The following is a 15,971-nucleotide window of genomic DNA, read 5'->3' on the forward strand; positions in this document are numbered from 1 at the left end:
GGTGGTGGGCAGGTGGCGGGGTCACCCGTCGATCGGGACCCCCTCCGCGCTCACCCTCACTCCGCCGACGGTGAGTGTCCCGTCGCGGTGCACGGCGACCTTCGCGGCCATCGCTGCCGCCAGATCGATCCGCTGCCAGCTCCCCCCGTCACCCTGCTCGTCCAGGGCGGACCCGGAGGGGATCTGGGTGGCGGCGAGGACGGTGCGCCGCTGGGAGTCGGTGAGCTTGGGGTGTGCCGTGCGCAGCAGGTCCTCGGCCCCGTCCGGCACGGCGGGCGGCAGGCTGTCGTCACCGATGTGCGGGTAACCGTAGGTCATCCGCTGCTGATAGACCTTGAGCGCCTCGGCGGTGGGAAGGTACGGCGTCCCACTGCCGGCACACCGCGTCAGCGTGCCACCCGCTCCGGATTCACGGCACTTCTGTGTGAGGACGCTCTCCAGCTCGTCCCGGGCCTGCCCCAGGAGTGTCCGGAACTCCGGATCGGACCAGCGCAGTTGGGCGGTCTTGGCGCCGACGACACGCCCGCCCATGATGTCGGTCGGATAGTGGAAGGCCAGCACGATCCGGTTGTCGCCGTACTCGGAGGCGCGGGCGAGGATCTGCGGTGCCAGCTCGGGCAGCAGCGTGGCGAGAGTGACGCCCTGGGCGTAGCCGTGGCTGGTGTGACCGCTGGGGAAGGAACCATCACCCGCCAGACCGTCGTAACCACCGGGGCTGTCCCACTGCTCGATGAGCCCCTGGTCGCCGGTGAACCCCATACGGACGAAGGGCCGCTTGTAGCTGTACGCGTTCTTCGCGAGCTGGTACCAGTCGGCGGAGGACTCCGGAGTCTTCTCGATCCGGGCGGACAGCAGTGCCTCGGTCCTGGGTAGTTCGCCGTTCTTCATGGCCTGGCTGTAGAGCGGTCCGAGCGCGCTCCCGAGCCCGTCCGCCATGGTCACGTACGGGCTGTTCGCGCCGTCCACCAGTGCCTTGTGCACCCGGCTGTCCCCGGGGCCGGAGGGGGCGTTGTTGATGTCGACGACCGTCCGGTCGTTGATCGCGGTCAGATCCTCGTACGTCGTGCCCTCCTCCAGCTCCTCGTTGGGCCCCATGAGGGACGGTGTGTCGCGCGCCGTGTCGAACGAGCGGAGCAGCCAGGTGACGTAGTCCCCGCCGTCCGGTGCGGTGGGCCGGTCGTCGGAGGCGTAGGAGGTGCTCAGCTGCTGGTCGGTGAAGGGCAGGGAGTCGGTGGCCTGCGCCAGCGAACCGAGCCCGAAGTAGGCGTCCGAGCTGCCGGAGTCGCTCTGGTGCACCTCGACCGCGAGGGTGTTGACGCCCTCGCGCACCGCGGAGACGGGCGCGACGAAGCGGGCCTTCTCCGGATCACCGCTTCCGGTGACGCCGTCCGGGGTCTGGTACTGGAGGTTCTTCTCGATCTCCCCGTCGGCGTGGCCGGCGATGCGGCTGCCGTTGAGATAGACGGTGACGGTGTCGTCGAAGACGACCGTGCCGACCAGGCCGGTGAGCGAAGCGAGTTGGGCGCGGTCCACCGTGAAGGAGGTCCGGAAGAAGTAGGCCTCGATGTCGTCGCCCGAGTCCTTGCGCAGGTTCAGCTCGGTGTGGACGGGGAAACCGGACCCGAGGTCGACACCGTCGTTCTTCACGCCGAACGGCCCCGTGGCCTGCTTCCAGGGAACGTCTCCCGCGTCGAAGCCGGTCCTGGTCCAGGCCGTGCGGTCGCCCTCGCCGCGCGCCGGGTCGACGTCCGGGGTGTCGAGGTAGCTCCAGGTCGTCGAGTCGTCGACGACTGCCTTGCCCAGAGCGAGGTCGTCGATCCAGCCGGTGAGCGCCGCGCCGGACTCGGCGTGGCCGTCCTCGTACCGCAGCCGGATCTCGCTGACGCGCCTGCCGGCGAGCGTACCGAGATCGGCCTCGACGGTGCCCCACTCCCCCGGCACGGGCGTAGTCCTGCTGTCCACCTCGTACGTTGCGGGGTGACGGCCGTCCGGGTCGCTGTGGACGACCTCGATCGAGACATGGGCCGATGCGGCGTTCTCCGGGCGGAGCGCGTAGCTCAGCTTCGATGTGCGCCCCAGCGGAACATCGAGTCCGGAGCGCAGAACGACCGTCGAGGAGGCCGGGCCTGAGCCGAGGACCCGGCCCGCGTAGCGCAGCGCGGCCGAGCCGTCCGCCGCGCCCGCGGAGTCGGCGTTCTCCACGGAAACCCCGAGCGCGGAGGCCGACGAGCCGGCCGAGCTGCGCAGGGTCCAGTCCGCGAGCTGGAGCTTCTCGTGATCACCGGCCGGGCCCTCACAGCGGTCGGCGCAGTTGTCGGTGATGCGGAGTTGGTAGTGGCGATAGGGGCGCGCCGTGCCGATCGCGTAGAAATTGCTCTGCCCGCGGGCGTCGAAGCGCTGCTCCTTCTGCTGGTTCAGCACCTTCCACGAGGGGTCGTCGGCGTCTTCGGCGGCCGCGTTGCGGTCACTCCCGAGCACGGTCCACGTGGCGGGGTCGCGGGGAGCGGCGTCGTTCGCGGAGGTGAGCGAGTAGCCGGTGACGGCCGCCGGGTCGGGCAGGCTGTAGATCACGTGGACGGGCGCGTCCTCGGTGGGCCGGCCACTGTCCCGCGCGTACCACTTGGTCCCGGAGTCCTGGTCGGCGAGGCTCCCGACGCCTTCGGTCGCGCTCGTGTCGTTCGGGTGCCCGGAGCGCACCTCGTCCACGGTGGTGGTGACCCGCGCGGTCTCGCCCCGGGTGTTGCGGGCGGCCCCCTTGGCCGGAAAACCGGCGGGCCTGGGCGTACCGGGCTCGTAGGACGTCGCCCAGTACCCCCCGCTCCGCGGCGCCTCGGCCACCGCCCCGTCGGTATCGGCCGATGCGGGCCCTGCGCCGGCCCCGATCGAACCGGCCAGGAGCATGGCGACGACCAGCCCCGCCCCTCTGCCTCTCCCACGTCTCATCAGCAGGCGCACGCCTCACCCCAAGTCCTGGACAACGTTGTCAGCATGGGCGAGCCTGGGTCTCATGGGGCGCCCTGTCAATGCCCAGAACCCACACCCCGCTTTTCTCCACGGCAGTTGGCCGGATCGGGACCACTAGCTGATCCCTCAACCTGTCAGCCCTGGACGTCTCGGCGCAGCGTTCGTGACTCCTCCATGGACTAGCGAGCCCCGCTGAAGAGAAGGAAACGGGAAACAGTTCGATCACCTTGTCCATCCGGCAGGCCCTGCAGCAGTCTTTCTTGCGGGCCTTCGCCTGGATGGACGGTTAGGGAGGATCTCGTGCCCCTTCTGTCCACCGCGTTCGGTGAGGAACTGAGGCGGCGTCGCCTGGAGGCGGGACTCAGCCTCACAGCACTGTCCATGTCCGTGCACTACAGCAAGGCACAGCTGAGCAAGGTCGAGCGAGGTCTCAAGGCGCCGAGCCGTGACCTCATGCGGCTGTGTGACGCCGCGCTCAGGGCTGATGGAGCACTGATCGCTCAGGGCACGGCCGGCATGACCGCGGAACCGGTCGGGCCAGGGGCGGGTGAAATCGATGAGGAGAGGTGGACGATGCAACTGTCACCGGACGGCCCGAGTTGGTTTCAGCCCGTGGGGCGGCGGCAGGCCGTGAGCGCCGGCGCGGCCTCGTTACTGAGGTTACAGATGGGCGGACAGGGCCCGGTCGGCCCTGCGGCGGGGGCCGGGATGCTGGAGGCTTCGAGTGCTCTGTTCACGCACTACCGGCGGCTCGGTCAGAGCGTTGAGCCGGGGTTCCTGCTGCCTGTGCTGATTGCGCAGACGCACACACTGCGGGAACTGTCCACGCATGCCGACAGCGGTACCCGCCAGGAGTTGCTGGCGCTCGGCTCCCGGTACGCCGAGTACGTCGGCTGGCTGGTGCAGGAGTCGGGTGACGACCAGGCAGCACTGTGGTGGACACAGAGGGCTGTGGACCTTGCGGCAGCCAGCGGCGACCGGGATCTGGGCGGCTACGCGTTCGTCCGCAGGGCTTTGGTCACGCTGTACCAGGACGACGCCGAGCAGACGGTTGCCCTGGCACGGAGAGCGCAGAACGGGGCACTGCCGCCGCGGATTCGTGGTCTGGCGGCGCAGCGTGAAGCGCAGGGTCACGCACTTGCAGGGGATCGCGATGCGTGCCTGCGGGCACTGAATCGTGCGCGTGGGTTCTTTGCCCGTCAGGACGACAGCCCTGGAACGCTGGTGATCGGCAGTATGCACGTTCCGGATTCCGTGGGCATGGTCACGGGCTGGTGTCTGGTCGATCTCGGGCGACCGCGAGAGGCAGCGGAAGAGCTCGACCGGCAGCTTGCTCTGGTGTCCGACGATGCGGTGCGGACGCGAGTGCGGTACGGGGTGCGCCGGGCACTCGCGTATGCGGCCAGTGGTCAGATCGACCAGGCCTGTGCGTTGACGGGTCCGCTGCTCGACGGGGTGGCTGCGGTGCGGTCGGCGACCGTGGTGATCGACCTCCGACGCCTCGCCCGCGTCCTGGCCCGCTATCCGGATCACCCTTCCGTTCGTCAACTGGCGCCTCGGCTCGGCACGTTGTCGCACCTTCCCATTTCCTGAAGAGACTTGAAGAGAGAGGCATCATCACCATGGCGGACGTGTTCATCAATTACCGAACCGGGGACGGCGAGAAGACCGCCGCGCTGATCGACCAGGAGCTCTCACGTCGCTTCGGCCGCGATCGAATCTTCCGCGCCTCGAAATCGGTCCTCCCCGGTGAGGCATATCCTCAGGCCCTGCTGACCGGTCTGCGCGACAGCACTGTGCTTCTGGCTGTCATCGGGCCGGACTGGACCAATTTCCAGGCCCGGCTCCACAATCCGGAGGACTGGGTGCGCAAGGAGATCGTAGAGGCGATCGCATGTGAGATCCCGATCGTCCCCGTGCTGGACGGCCGGAAGACCGACCGGCTGAACAAGGCCGACCTCCCGACGGAACTGGCCCGGCTCGCCGACCTACAGTCCATCCCCTTCGGGACGCACGACACCGAAACGAGCCTGAAGCGCCTCGGCGATGTGGTCGCCGACATGGTCCCGGGTTTGCGTGACCTGGACCGGGACGCCGACTCGCGGCTCGTTCCCGGCTCCGTGAACAACTCGATCGGAGAAGTCAACGGGACGGCCGTCCAGAGCCGTGACTTCACAGGCGACGTCGGGAGCAACGTCATCAAGGGCACCAATGGCCCGGTGCACACGGGCCAGGGTGACATCTACCAGAACTCCTCCCATGTGTCGGGCGGCCGACACTTCTCCGGCAACGGAATGACGTACTTCGAGGGCGACCACAACGGCGATATCCAGCACCGGTTCGAGGAACCGGACCGGCGCGGGGATCACAACCGGTGAGTGAACACAGCGGCACCCGGGTCGACAACGCCCGGGGGCCCATGCACACCGGCAGCGGCGACATCTACATCAATGCCGGCCCCGATCCTCGGGAATCGGACAGACCGTCGTTCCGGCGCGTGGCCGATGACCAGCTCGCCTGGCTGAGACAGGTGCTGGTCCCACCGGTCGGTATGGGGAACGCGCGCTCCAGACTCGCCGATACCGGCACCGTCATTCTGGACGGCACTCCTGGGAGCGGGCGGACCTCAGCGGCCCGAGTGCTCCTGCGCGAATACCACCATGACGCGGGCGTTTTCCACGAACTCCTACCTGGCGAGGAAGGCGAACTTCCTCTCACACACCCGGACCTGGTCGGGTCCGGCGACCGGCTGCTGCTTGACCTGTCGGCGGCCGACAGCGTGCGCTGGGCCGCCGCGCAGGCCGACATTCCCACTCTCCGCAAAGTCGTGCACGACCGGCACGCACACCTCGTAGTCATCATGGCGCACGACGGCGTCCTCGACTCCGGCCTTCAGCACTACAGGGTCGAGATCGAACGCCCGAAAGAACGCAATGCGCTACAGCGCCACCTGCGTGTACACGGGGTGCCGCACCAGCAGTACCTCCACCATGTCCAATCCGACCCCACCGTTGAGGACTTCCTGCGCGAAGGAAGGACAATGCGCGAGGTCGCCGACTTCGCCGACCTCGTACGACGAGCGCGGGAGGCCGCTCCGCCGGGTGACGGATTCGCTCAGTGGTGTGCGACGGCCCGGAAGGCGCAAGCAGATCGACGTAAGGACGTCGCCGCGCTCGTCGCCCGGTTACGGGAGAGCCCCCAGCGGGCTCTCCTGATCACGGTCGCCATGCTGCACGGAGCCCACGCCGACGTCATCCACCGCGCCACGCAACTCCTGCTGCGTACCACCGGGTCGCCGCCTGACAACCTTCCACTCCTTCAGCACAAGGACCTCGCCGAGCGGCTGGCGGAGATCTCCGCCGGAACCGGACCCGACGGGCATGTGCGATTCACCGAACTCGACTACGACGCCGCGGTCCGTGCCCACATCTGGGACCACCTGCCCGACCTGCGCAAGCATCTGGGCAGCTGGACCGCGCGCAGCGTCGACCTCCATGACCCCCACCTCACGAGGGAACTCCGCGACGCACTGGTGGCGCAGTTGGCCGGCCAGTATCTGCGGACCGGCCACGGGGCGGGGCTGGCATCGCTCGCCGAGACCTGGGGCTCCACGTCTGCCGGCCGCGCCAGGCTGGAGGCAGCCGCCGTCCAGGCACTCACCTGCGGACTGGACGATCCCGTTCACGGAAGGAGCTTTCGCGAACGGATCTACCAGTGGTGTGCCAAGAAGCTGCCCGGGGCTGAGTTCACCCAGGTCCTCATCCGTGTCTGCGCTGACGTCATCGCGGTCAGCCACCCCGACCAGGCCATGCTCAGGCTGCACCACCTGGCGCGGCGTGAGACCGGAAGCAGTCCCGCCCGCGACGCACTGTGCACCTTGATCGGGACCAGCCACCGGTTGCGCCGACGGTTGATCGACCGGCTCGCACGCCCCGGACGCACACCGGCGGACCTCTACATCTTCCTGCGCGTCGGCGACCCGTACCCGCTGACTTTCCCTTATGCCAACTCGCGCACTCCGGTGGAGGAAGCCGGCGTCCAGGACTCCTTGGTGACCTGCTGGTCCGCGGTGCTGAGTCAACTGCCGCAAGGGACATGGCAACCGTACGTGGAACGGTGGCTGCACACGGCGTCCGTCACAGGCGACCACGGTGACATCCTGCTCGATCTCCTCGTGGCAGCGGCCGCCCGGTGCGATCACCGACGAGGCGCCACCTTCGCCGCCCTGTACGCGAGCGCACGCGATGCCGAACGCACCGCTCCCGGCGGACCCGCACACGCCACAGCAACCACCGACCGGCTTCTCCAGAAGATCAGCGCGGCCCAGGGCCTGGGCCCACCCACCGAACTGCCACAGGCAGAACCAGCCAGGGGGACCGAACCGTGACGACCGGATGCAAGACGACCACCCTCTTCCTCACCGTTCTGTCAGGGCTGCTGCTGACCATCCTCGGGCTGGCGCAACAGTGGCCCGTCTGGGCATGGCCGGCCCTCGCGGCACTCCTTGTCGTCATTCCCGCCGCAGCCTTCAGGGCTGCCGCACGGCGCCACGACCAAGTTCCGGTCATCTTCGAGGAACAGCTCACGGCAGCCCCCATCGAACGTCAGGAACAACACGTCAGACATGTGGCCCTGCCCAGCCGCTGGGCCGACTACGACTTCCTGATCTCCGCAACCGTCCGCTGGCACGCCCTCGACACCTCCGACCACGCCCCCGTGCTCAACCCGGCCGGCCTCGCCGTCGAAGCCGTCCTCGAACGCGCCCGCGCCATCACCGAACAGCGGGAGCCCGGCCGCGCCTCACTCGTCCAGCACGAACTGAGCGGCGCACTCAGCCGCATGCTCCCGGACAGCACAGGCCACCTCCGCACGATGGCCGAGAACGTGTCACTCACCCTCCACCCGAACGATCAGGAGCGCCTGGACAAACTCGCCGGTGTACGCAAAGACAAGGCGGTCTGGGAGCACCAGCGGAAGTACGAGCAGAGCAGGCGTGAATATCTGGGGGAAGACGTCCTCCGGGATACCGGCAGTGCCGTGGTCTGGTGGCTCGCCAAGAACGACGACCACGTGGAGAAAACCGTGGCCGACCTCGGTCTTCTCGCCCAGCTCGCCTCCGCGGCGAACAACACGGACGTCCCCGAACTACTGCGCGACCTCATTCCTCGGCCACGCGGCGAACAGGACGATTCCCCGGAACGCCATGACGTCCCCTACGAACAATTGCCGACGGCCGCCGACCACATCACCGACGCCCTGAATGCCATGGGATTCCCCGAAGGAGACCCCCGACGGGGCATGCTCGCCAAACAACTGGCCGAGATCATCCGAACACAGGAACAGCATGAAACAGCCGACGCGGTACTGCGCCGATTCGATCAGCAGGCCACGTACACAGCGGATCACACGGCTCCGCCGGGCCACTCCGACGGCGAGACCGGCCCACTTCCCAGGACCTGACCTTAAGAGAGGCACGCCATGGACGCCGAACTCGCCGCTCTCGCCGCGTCGGGAGCCAGCACCCTCGTCTCCCTCATGGTCACCGACTCATGGACGCAAGCGCGTGATCTTCTCGGGAGGTTCTTCTCCCGCACCACTCCCACCGCGATCGCCGACCTGGATGACACACGCACCAGGCTCCTCGTGGCCGAAGAGCGCGCCGACGCGCGAACCGCCCCCGAAATCACCGCACAGTGGCACGTCCTGCACCACCTTCTGCAAACCGGGTCCGTGACCAGTGACGACCTGCGCGAGCTGCTGGCCTCCCTGGAGCAACTCGTGAACTCCTCCGCTCCGGACTCCTCCGCTGTGCACAACAACATCAGCGGCGGAGTGCAACACGGACCCGTGATCCAGTCAGGCCGGATCGCGGGACTCGTCCTCCACCCCCAGGATCGCTCAGCTCCCGGTCAGAGCTGAATCCGGCAGCCCTGCCGGGTTCGCGGTCGTGTGGTGTCCGTCCGGTCAGTCGGACCTGGGAGGGGTCTGCGCGTCGAAGGCGAAGAGCGTGTTCTTGTCCGCGGCTACGATCACCGCACTGCCCGCAAGGACCACGCGCGGGCTTGCGCCACGCTCGCCCGTCAGGCCATCGGCCTGCGGATCCGTTGTCCACAGGGTCTTGCCGTCGCGCGGCGACAGTGCGACCACCCGGCCGGTCGCCGAGCTGAAATACAGTGCGCCCGATCCCGCCACCGGTCCGGACGCGCCCTCCACGCTCGTCTGCCGCGACCACTTCTTCCGGCCGGTCGCGGGGTCGAGCGCCGTCATGAGGCCGGTCTGCCCGCTCATGTAGAGGGTGCCGTCCGCCATGCCGGGCGTCCCCTCATATGTCTTGGCCAGCCGGGAGTACGTGACCTTACGCGAGGCGGGATCGACCCGCGCCACCCCGTCGTAGCCGGTCAGCTCCGTGCCCTCCTTGTGCTCCTGGAGGAGTACGAGACTGCCCTCGGCGACGCCCGTCGGAACGGCGGGGCCGTCGACCGCGATGGGCCTGCCCAGTGCCCCCGAGGCGCGGTCGACCGTGTGCAGAGTGGGGTGGCGCACCTCCAGGTCGTCCACCTCCGCGTCCGACGCGCACATCGCCATGAGCTCCGTGCCCAGCGGGACGGGGGCGCACTGCGCGTCCGCGGGGAACGACGTCGTCCAGCCGACCTCACCGCTGTGCGCGTCCCGTGCCTCGAAGCGGGAGTTGGAGGCGTCCACCGTCACGACGTCGGAGCCGACCACCAGGGCGTCCTGGGCCCGGCCCGTGACGGCCGTCGACTGGGATCCGGACGGCACGGACCACAGCTCCCGGCCGCTGTCCGCGTCGACGGCCACCACCTCGCTGTGAGGGTCCTGCGGGGCGTCCTCCGCGGCGAAGCGGTAGCCGATCACCGTGTCGTCGGTGGCGCCCACCAGGTGCTTGCCCTGGACGGGGACACCCGGGCTGTTCGCCGTCCACACCCGCGAGCCGTCGGAGACCCTGATCCGGGTCGCGACGACCCCGCCACCGCCGCAGAACAGCGCGTCGCTGCGCGCGACGCACCGCAGCTCGTCGGGAATGTCCTTGCGCCCGCCCAGCACGGCCTTGTGCCAGGAGGCGAAGCCGTCCGGAAGCGCGGCGACCGGCACCGCGACGCTCTTGGTCCCGCCGCCGCTCCCGAAGCCGTCGGCCGTCACCATGGCCACTCCGCCCCCGATCGCCGCCACGGCGACCGCCGCCGCGAGCACGGGACGCCACCTGCGGCGCAGACGGCGTCCGACGGTGGTGTCGTCCGTGCTCCTGCCGTCGGGACCTGCGGAGGCGGTGGCCGGGGACGGTGCGGCCGGGGTCATGAGGTGGTTCTGGGTGCTCACGTCGCGGGTGCGGCCTCCGCCGGCCCCCGCCGCGGTCCCGCCGAGGTCGGCCGGCAGGTCCCGCAGCAGCACGAGGAGCTCGTCCGCCGAGGGGCGTTTCTCGGGCTCCTTGTCCAGGCAGGACTCGACGACCGCGCGCAGGGCCTCCGGCACAGCCTCCAGGGACGGCTCCTCGTGCACCACCTGGTACGCGGTCATGTAGGGGCTGTCCGCGTCGAAGGGCCCGTGGCCGGTCGCGGAGTACACCAGCAGCGTCCCCAGCGAGAAGACATCGGACCGCGGCCCCACACCACGCGGTGCCTGCAACTGCTCCGGCGACATGAAGGGCGGCGTACCGATCACACGCCCTGTCATCGTCAGCGTCTGCTGGTCCGCCGCGCGCGAGATGCCGAAGTCGATGACGCGCGGGCCCTCGGGCGAGAGCACGACGTTCGACGGCTTCAGGTCACGGTGGACGACATCCACCCGGTGGATGTCGCGCAGCGCCTCGGCCAGCCCGATGGCGAGCCTCCTCAGCTCCGCACCGTCCAGAGGGCCCTTCGCGGCGATGTGCTGGGCGAGCGTGTGCCCCTCGATATAGGTCGTCGCCATCCAGGGCTGCTCGGCCTCGGGAGCGGCGTCGACCACGGCGGCGGTGAACGCGCCGCTCACCCGCCTCGCGGCCGCCACCTCCTGCCGGAAGCGGGTGCGGAACTCGTCGTCCCCCGCGAACTGCTGGTGGATCAGCTTGATCGCGACCGGCCGCCCCGAACTCGTACGGGCCAGAAAGACCGTGCCCATGCCGCCCGAACCGAGCCGCGCCTCGAGCGGATAGCCGCCGATCTCGGCGGGATCACCTCCGCGCAGCGACACTCTTCCCGACCTCCTGCCCCTGTGCACCTGTGCCCCCACGGGCCCCGTTCATCTGTCCTGGACCCAAACTAGCCGCTGGACGGTCCGGCAGAACAAGGCGGGTGACCATTCCGTCGGCTCGCAGCGTCGTCCCGATTCGGTGACGAGACGGGAACCCTATGAGTGGGGTCCGTACGTTGTAGCGGCATGAGACCCCGTATCGCTGTGATCGGCGGCGGCCCCGCCGGCCTTGTCCTCGCCCGCGTCCTGCACCGTCATGGCCACCCCGTCACCGTCCTCGAACGCGATTCCGCCCGCGACGCCCGTCCCCCGGGCGGCACGCTGGACCTGCACGAGGGGCTCGGCCAGCTGGCGCTGCAGAAGGCCGGGGTGCTGGCGGAGTTCCACACGCTGTCCCGTCCCGAGGGGCAGGCCATGCGCATCCTGGACGTGGACGGGACCGTCCTGCGCGACTGGCAGCCTCGTGAAGGTGAGTCGGCCAATCCCGAGATCGACCGCGGTCAGCTCCGTGACCTGCTGCTCGAGCAGCTGGACGTCCGGTGGGGGCGGGCCGTGACGGAGGTGGTGCCGGGGAGCCACGACGGGGTGCTTGTCCGTTTCGCGGACGGGCGACAGGAGACGTTCGATCTCGTGATCGGCGCGGACGGTGCCTGGTCGCGGGTCCGCCCGGCGGTCTCGTCGGTGACGCCGCTGTACACCGGCGTCACCGTGGTCGAGACCTCCCTGGACGACGTCGACACCCGGTACCCCGACCTCGCCCGGCTGGTCGGCGACGGTTCCGTGGCCGTGTACGGGGTGAACCGCGCGCTCGTCGCCCAGCGCAACAGCGGCGGCCACGTCAAGGTGTACGCCCGCTTCCGCGCACCGCTGGACCAGCTTCCGGAATCGGGCCGGGCAGATGCCGAGGCCGAGCGATCAAGCCTGCTGGCCCTGTTCGACGGCTGGGCCGCTCCCGTCCTGGACCTCCTCCGCCACGGCACGGCGTTCGCCCACCGCCCCCTCTACACCCTTCCCGCCTCCCACACCTGGCCCCACGTCCGCGGCGTGACGCTTCTGGGCGACGCCGCCCATCTGATGCCCCCGCTGGGAGCGGGCGCGAACATCGCGATGCTGGACGGCGCCGAACTCGCCGAGTCCATCGCCGCCGCATCCGGCCCCGAAGACCTGGACAAGGCCGTCCGCGCCTTCGAGGAACAGATGTGGGCGCGGGCCGGTAAGTGGGCGAAGATCACGATCGCCGGTCTGGAACGCCTCGTGGGTCCGGATCCCTCCGAGGCCATCGCCCTCTTCGACGACGTCCAGCCTTCCTGACGGCCGAGAAGCGGGCGGCATACCCTGAGCCCCGGCGGCACTACCAAGGAGAGTCATGACAAGCAGGTTCACCGAGTTGACCGTTGACTGCCACGATCCGGAGCGGCTCGCGGCCTTCTGGTGCGGGGTTCTGGACTTCGAGGTGATCGACCGGAGCGAGGGCAAGGTCGAGATCGGCTCCTGGGTGCCGACCGTCGAGGACGTTCGGGCCCGCCAGATGCCGCCCACCGTGCAGTTCATCCAGGTGCCCGAGGGCAGGACCGCCAAGAACCGGCTTCACCTCGACGTCAGCCCGATCGACGGCAGCACCGAGGACGAGGTGACCAGGCTGCTCGGCCTCGGCGCCACCACGGCGCAGGTGGGTCAGGGCTCCGGCCGGAACTGGGTGGTCATGGCGGACCCCGAGGGCAACGAGTTCTGCGTCCTGCGGACCCTGGCACCGTAGAGACCAGGGATCCCCGAGCAGCCCAATCTCAGAGCCTTCTGATCTGGCGTCATTAGCATCCCGGCCCATGGTGCACGACTACCTCATCATCGGGGCCGGACCGGCCGGACTTCAACTTGCCTCTCTGCTGGAACGCGACGGGTGCGACTATGTCGTCCTGGAGCGGGGAAGCGGACCCGGGACCTTCTTCACCCGGTATCCCCGCCATCGGCAGATGATCTCGAACAACAAGGTGAACACGGGTTTCACGGACCCGGAGCTCAACCTGCGCATGGACTGGAACTCGCTGCTCAGCGACGACCCGGATCTGCTCTTCACCCGGTACAGCGAGCGCTACTTCCCGCACGCCGACGACTGGGTGCGCTATCTGACCGACTTCGCGGCCCGTACCGGCATCCGCGTCGAGTACGACACGGATGCCGTCCGGATCTCCCGCGCGGACGGTGTCTTCACCGCCCTCGACCGCGGTGGACGCAGCTGGCAGGCCCGGCGGCTCGTCGTGGCGACCGGCGTGTCCCGGTTCAACGAGCCGCCCGTCCCCGGCATCGAACTCGCCGAACGGTACGACACCTTCGACCCCGATCCCATGTCCTTCACCAACCAGCGGGTGCTGATCATCGGTAAGGGCAACTCCGCGTTCGAGACCGCCGACTCCCTCATCGAGAAGGCCGCGGTGATCCATGTCGCAGGCCCCCACTCGGTCAAACTCGCCTGGAAGACCCACTACGTCGGGCATCTTCGCGCGGTCAACAACAACTTCCTGGACAGCTACCAGCTCAAGTCGCAGAACTCGGTTCTCGACGGCGTCGTGGAGAGCATCGAGAAATCCGCGGACGGCGGCTTCCGGGTGATGCTCCGCTACACCCGGACCACGGAACCCCTCCGCGAACTGCACTACGACCGGATCATCGCGTGCACCGGCTTCCGCTTCGACGCGTCGGTCTTCGACGAGACCTGCCGCCCCGCGCTCGCCATCAACGACCGCTTCCCCGAGCAGACCTCCGCCTTCGAGTCCGTGAACGTACCGGACCTCTACTTCGCCGGCACCGTGACGCAGCAACGGGACTTCAAGAAGTCCACCAACGGCTTCATCCATGGTTTCCGCTACGGGACGCGCGCCCTGCACCGCATCCTGGGCGCCCGCCATCTGGACACCCCCTGGCCCGCCCGGACGCTCTCCGCGTCGCCGGAGGCGATCGCCGACGCCGTCATCGCCCGCGTCAACCGCTCGTCGGGCCTCTGGCAGCAGTTCGGGTTCCTCGGCGACGTGGTCGCGGTGGAGGGCGGCCGTGCCCAGTACCGGGAGGAGGTGCCGCTCGACTACATCGCCGACGGTGGCCTCGGGAGCGCCGCACACCGGTTCGTCGTCGACCTGGAGTACGGACCCGATCACGACACGACCGATCCGTTCGACGTCGATGTCCCGCGCGTCCTCGAGAACGACGTCGACCATGCCATGGACTCCACGTATCTCCATCCCGTGGTCCGCCACTACCGGGACGGTGCTCTCGCCGGCACCCATCATCTGGCGGAGAACCTCGAGAACGAGTGGAACCTCGCGGCGATCCACCGGCAGCCGCTCACCGCGTTCGTGAAGGAGTGCCTTGACTGAGCAGTTCCCCGGTGCCGTACTCGACATCCTCGACGTGGCGGGCGACCGCCCGGTCTTCGAACACGGCGGCCGGGAGGTGTCGGGTGCGGAACTCCTTCGCATGGTGCGGTGCGTCACGAACGGCCTGCGGCGGCACGGCATCGGTCCCGGCGACGGCCTCGCCCTGCTGCTGGGGGTCAGCCCCGAAGCGTTTGCCGCGATCATCGCCGCCCATGTCGTCGGAGCCCGCGTCGTCGGCGTACCGCCTGGGCTGACATCACGTCAGCAGTCGCATGTACTGAGAGATATCGACGTCCTGGTCACCGACGGGCCCGAGCGTCCCGAGGGCCCGCCGCGTGACACCCGGCTCGTCCTGGCACTCGACGATCTGCTGGCAGCAGCGGACGACGGCATCCGGCCGCGGGTCTCCGCACGCCCCGGGGACGTCGCACGGCTCCTGCACACCAGCGGCAGCACCGGCCTCCCCAAGGCGTGCGCCCAGACCTACGCGGCACTGACCGCGGGCTGGGCGCTCCGGCCGGACGCCCGGCCGCCCGCCATCCGTGAGCTCGCCCGGCGCCTGGACCGCTTCCTGGTGTTCGGCACCCTGGCCAGCCAGGTGATGATGGAGTACGGGCTGCTGGCACTCGCCTCCGGCGGCACCCTCGTCACCGCCGACCCGCCGGCCTTTCCCGATGCCCTCGTACGGCACCGGGCGACCGCGAGCGTCATCACGGTGGCCCGGCTCACGAAACTCGTGGCGAGCCAGCGCGAGTCGCCCGTGGACCTCGGCTGTCTGCGCGCGCTCATGGTGTCCGGGTCACCGCTGGAGCCGGGACGGCTGCGCGAGGCGGCCGAGGTGCTCGGCCCGGTCGTCTTCCACGGCTACGGGCAGACGGAGACCGGCATGATCTCCATGGCCGTGCCGGAGGAGCCGCCCGGCTCCCTCGGGGTGCCGCCCGTCGAGCTGGAGATCCGGGACACCTCAGGACAGCCTGTCCCGCGCGGAGCCGACGGTGAGGTCTTCGTCCGCACCCCGGCTCAGAGTTCCGGCTACTGGCAGGAACCCGCCCTCACCGCCGAGGTGTTCACCGACGGCTGGGTACGCACCCGCGACCTCGGCCGGCTCGATGCCTCGGGCCGGCTGTGGCTCACCGGGCGCGTCCGCGATGTGGTCATCATCAACGCCCAGGTGCACTACGCCGGGCCTGTCGAGCGGCTGCTCGCCCGTCACCCGGCGGTGGCCGAGGCGTACGTCGTCGCCGTCCCCGACGACCGTACGGGTGAGGCCGTCCACGCCTTCGTCGTACCTGCGGCAGGCCACGTCCCGGACCTGGGTGAGCTGCGCGCACTGGTGACCGCGGACCTGGGTGAGGCGTGCGCCCCGAACCGCCTCACCCTCATCGGAGAGGTGCCGCTCACCCCGGCCGGCAAGCCCGACAAACGGCGCCTCGCAGCCGGCACCTGACG

Annotated in this window: 11 protein-coding genes; 9 read left to right on the forward strand and 2 right to left on the reverse strand. The window is 69.4% G+C overall.

All coding sequences use genetic code 11. The features are described 5' to 3' along the window. Positions 1-21: 21 nt before the first annotated feature. Entirely contained in the window at positions 22-2,943 is a 2,922-nt protein-coding gene (locus AB0C75_RS20555) for a phosphatase PAP2 family protein (RefSeq protein WP_362892769.1), read from the reverse strand. A 321-nt stretch (positions 2,944-3,264) separates the two neighbouring features. Here AB0C75_RS20555 and AB0C75_RS20560 point away from each other — a divergent pair, with 321 nt between their 5' ends. Genes AB0C75_RS20560 through AB0C75_RS20580 form a run of 5 tightly spaced genes read left to right on the forward strand, consistent with a single transcriptional unit; the run spans position 3,265 to position 8,883 of the window. After that, positions 3,265-4,557 (forward strand): helix-turn-helix domain-containing protein, encoded by a 1,293-nt coding sequence (locus AB0C75_RS20560; protein WP_362892771.1) that lies wholly within the window; start codon positions 3,265-3,267, stop codon positions 4,555-4,557. Between the two features lie 29 nt (positions 4,558-4,586). Beyond that, entirely contained in the window at positions 4,587-5,342 is a 756-nt protein-coding gene (locus AB0C75_RS20565; protein WP_362892773.1) for a toll/interleukin-1 receptor domain-containing protein, read from the forward strand. Next, a complete protein-coding gene (locus tag AB0C75_RS20570; RefSeq protein ID WP_362892775.1) occupies positions 5,339-7,351 on the forward strand; it encodes a hypothetical protein in 2,013 nt (670 codons plus the stop codon). Before AB0C75_RS20565 ends, AB0C75_RS20570 begins: the two co-directional genes overlap by 4 nt. After that, complete coding sequence (locus AB0C75_RS20575) at positions 7,348-8,424, forward strand: hypothetical protein (protein WP_362892777.1); 1,077 nt, start codon at positions 7,348-7,350, stop codon at positions 8,422-8,424. Before AB0C75_RS20570 ends, AB0C75_RS20575 begins: the two co-directional genes overlap by 4 nt. Positions 8,425-8,442: 18 nt before the next feature. Further along, complete coding sequence (locus AB0C75_RS20580; protein ID WP_362892779.1) at positions 8,443-8,883, forward strand: hypothetical protein; 441 nt, start codon at positions 8,443-8,445, stop codon at positions 8,881-8,883. Positions 8,884-8,928: 45 nt separating this feature from the next. Here AB0C75_RS20580 and AB0C75_RS20585 read toward each other — a convergent pair whose 3' ends face one another. Then, positions 8,929-11,154, reverse strand: coding sequence for a serine/threonine-protein kinase (locus AB0C75_RS20585; RefSeq protein ID WP_362892781.1), 2,226 nt, complete (start codon positions 11,152-11,154; stop codon positions 8,929-8,931). A gap of 186 nt (positions 11,155-11,340) precedes the next feature. Between AB0C75_RS20585 and AB0C75_RS20590 the strand changes: the two genes are divergently transcribed. The 4 genes from AB0C75_RS20590 (at position 11,341) to AB0C75_RS20605 (ending at position 15,969) form a co-directional block, all read left to right on the forward strand. Next, positions 11,341-12,465: an NAD(P)/FAD-dependent oxidoreductase gene (locus tag AB0C75_RS20590; protein WP_362892783.1), complete on the forward strand. Its 1,125-nt coding sequence runs from the start codon at positions 11,341-11,343 to the stop codon at positions 12,463-12,465. A gap of 55 nt (positions 12,466-12,520) precedes the next feature. After that, positions 12,521-12,910 carry a VOC family protein gene (locus AB0C75_RS20595; RefSeq protein WP_362892785.1) on the forward strand — a complete coding sequence of 130 codons (390 nt, stop codon included), beginning with the start codon at positions 12,521-12,523 and terminating at the stop codon, positions 12,908-12,910. A 67-nt stretch (positions 12,911-12,977) separates the two neighbouring features. After that, positions 12,978-14,522 (forward strand): NAD(P)-binding domain-containing protein, encoded by a 1,545-nt coding sequence (locus AB0C75_RS20600; protein WP_362892787.1) that lies wholly within the window; start codon positions 12,978-12,980, stop codon positions 14,520-14,522. After that, positions 14,515-15,969 carry a class I adenylate-forming enzyme family protein gene (locus AB0C75_RS20605; protein WP_362892789.1) on the forward strand — a complete coding sequence of 485 codons (1,455 nt, stop codon included), beginning with the start codon at positions 14,515-14,517 and terminating at the stop codon, positions 15,967-15,969. The genes AB0C75_RS20600 and AB0C75_RS20605 overlap by 8 nt, the downstream gene beginning before the upstream one ends. The last annotated feature ends 2 nt before the right edge of the window (positions 15,970-15,971 follow it).

It is taken from the genome of Streptomyces sp. NPDC048565 (assembly GCF_040650935.1).
In the GTDB taxonomy this organism is placed as follows: domain Bacteria; phylum Actinomycetota; class Actinomycetes; order Streptomycetales; family Streptomycetaceae; genus Streptomyces.

Bases quoted from the DNA above. Each gene is read 5' to 3' on its own strand.
- AB0C75_RS20595 (WP_362892785.1), top strand. From the start codon at position 12,521: ATGACAAGCAGGTTCACCGAGTTGACCGTTGACTGCCACGATCCGGAG.
- AB0C75_RS20590 (WP_362892783.1), top strand. From the start codon at position 11,341: ATGAGACCCCGTATCGCTGTGATCGGCGGCGGCCCCGCCGGCCTTGTC.
- AB0C75_RS20580 (WP_362892779.1), top strand. From the start codon at position 8,443: ATGGACGCCGAACTCGCCGCTCTCGCCGCGTCGGGAGCCAGCACCCTC.
- AB0C75_RS20600 (WP_362892787.1), top strand. From the start codon at position 12,978: ATGGTGCACGACTACCTCATCATCGGGGCCGGACCGGCCGGACTTCAA.
- AB0C75_RS20565 (WP_362892773.1), top strand. From the start codon at position 4,587: ATGGCGGACGTGTTCATCAATTACCGAACCGGGGACGGCGAGAAGACC.
- AB0C75_RS20555 (WP_362892769.1), bottom strand. From the start codon at position 2,943: ATGAGACGTGGGAGAGGCAGAGGGGCGGGGCTGGTCGTCGCCATGCTC.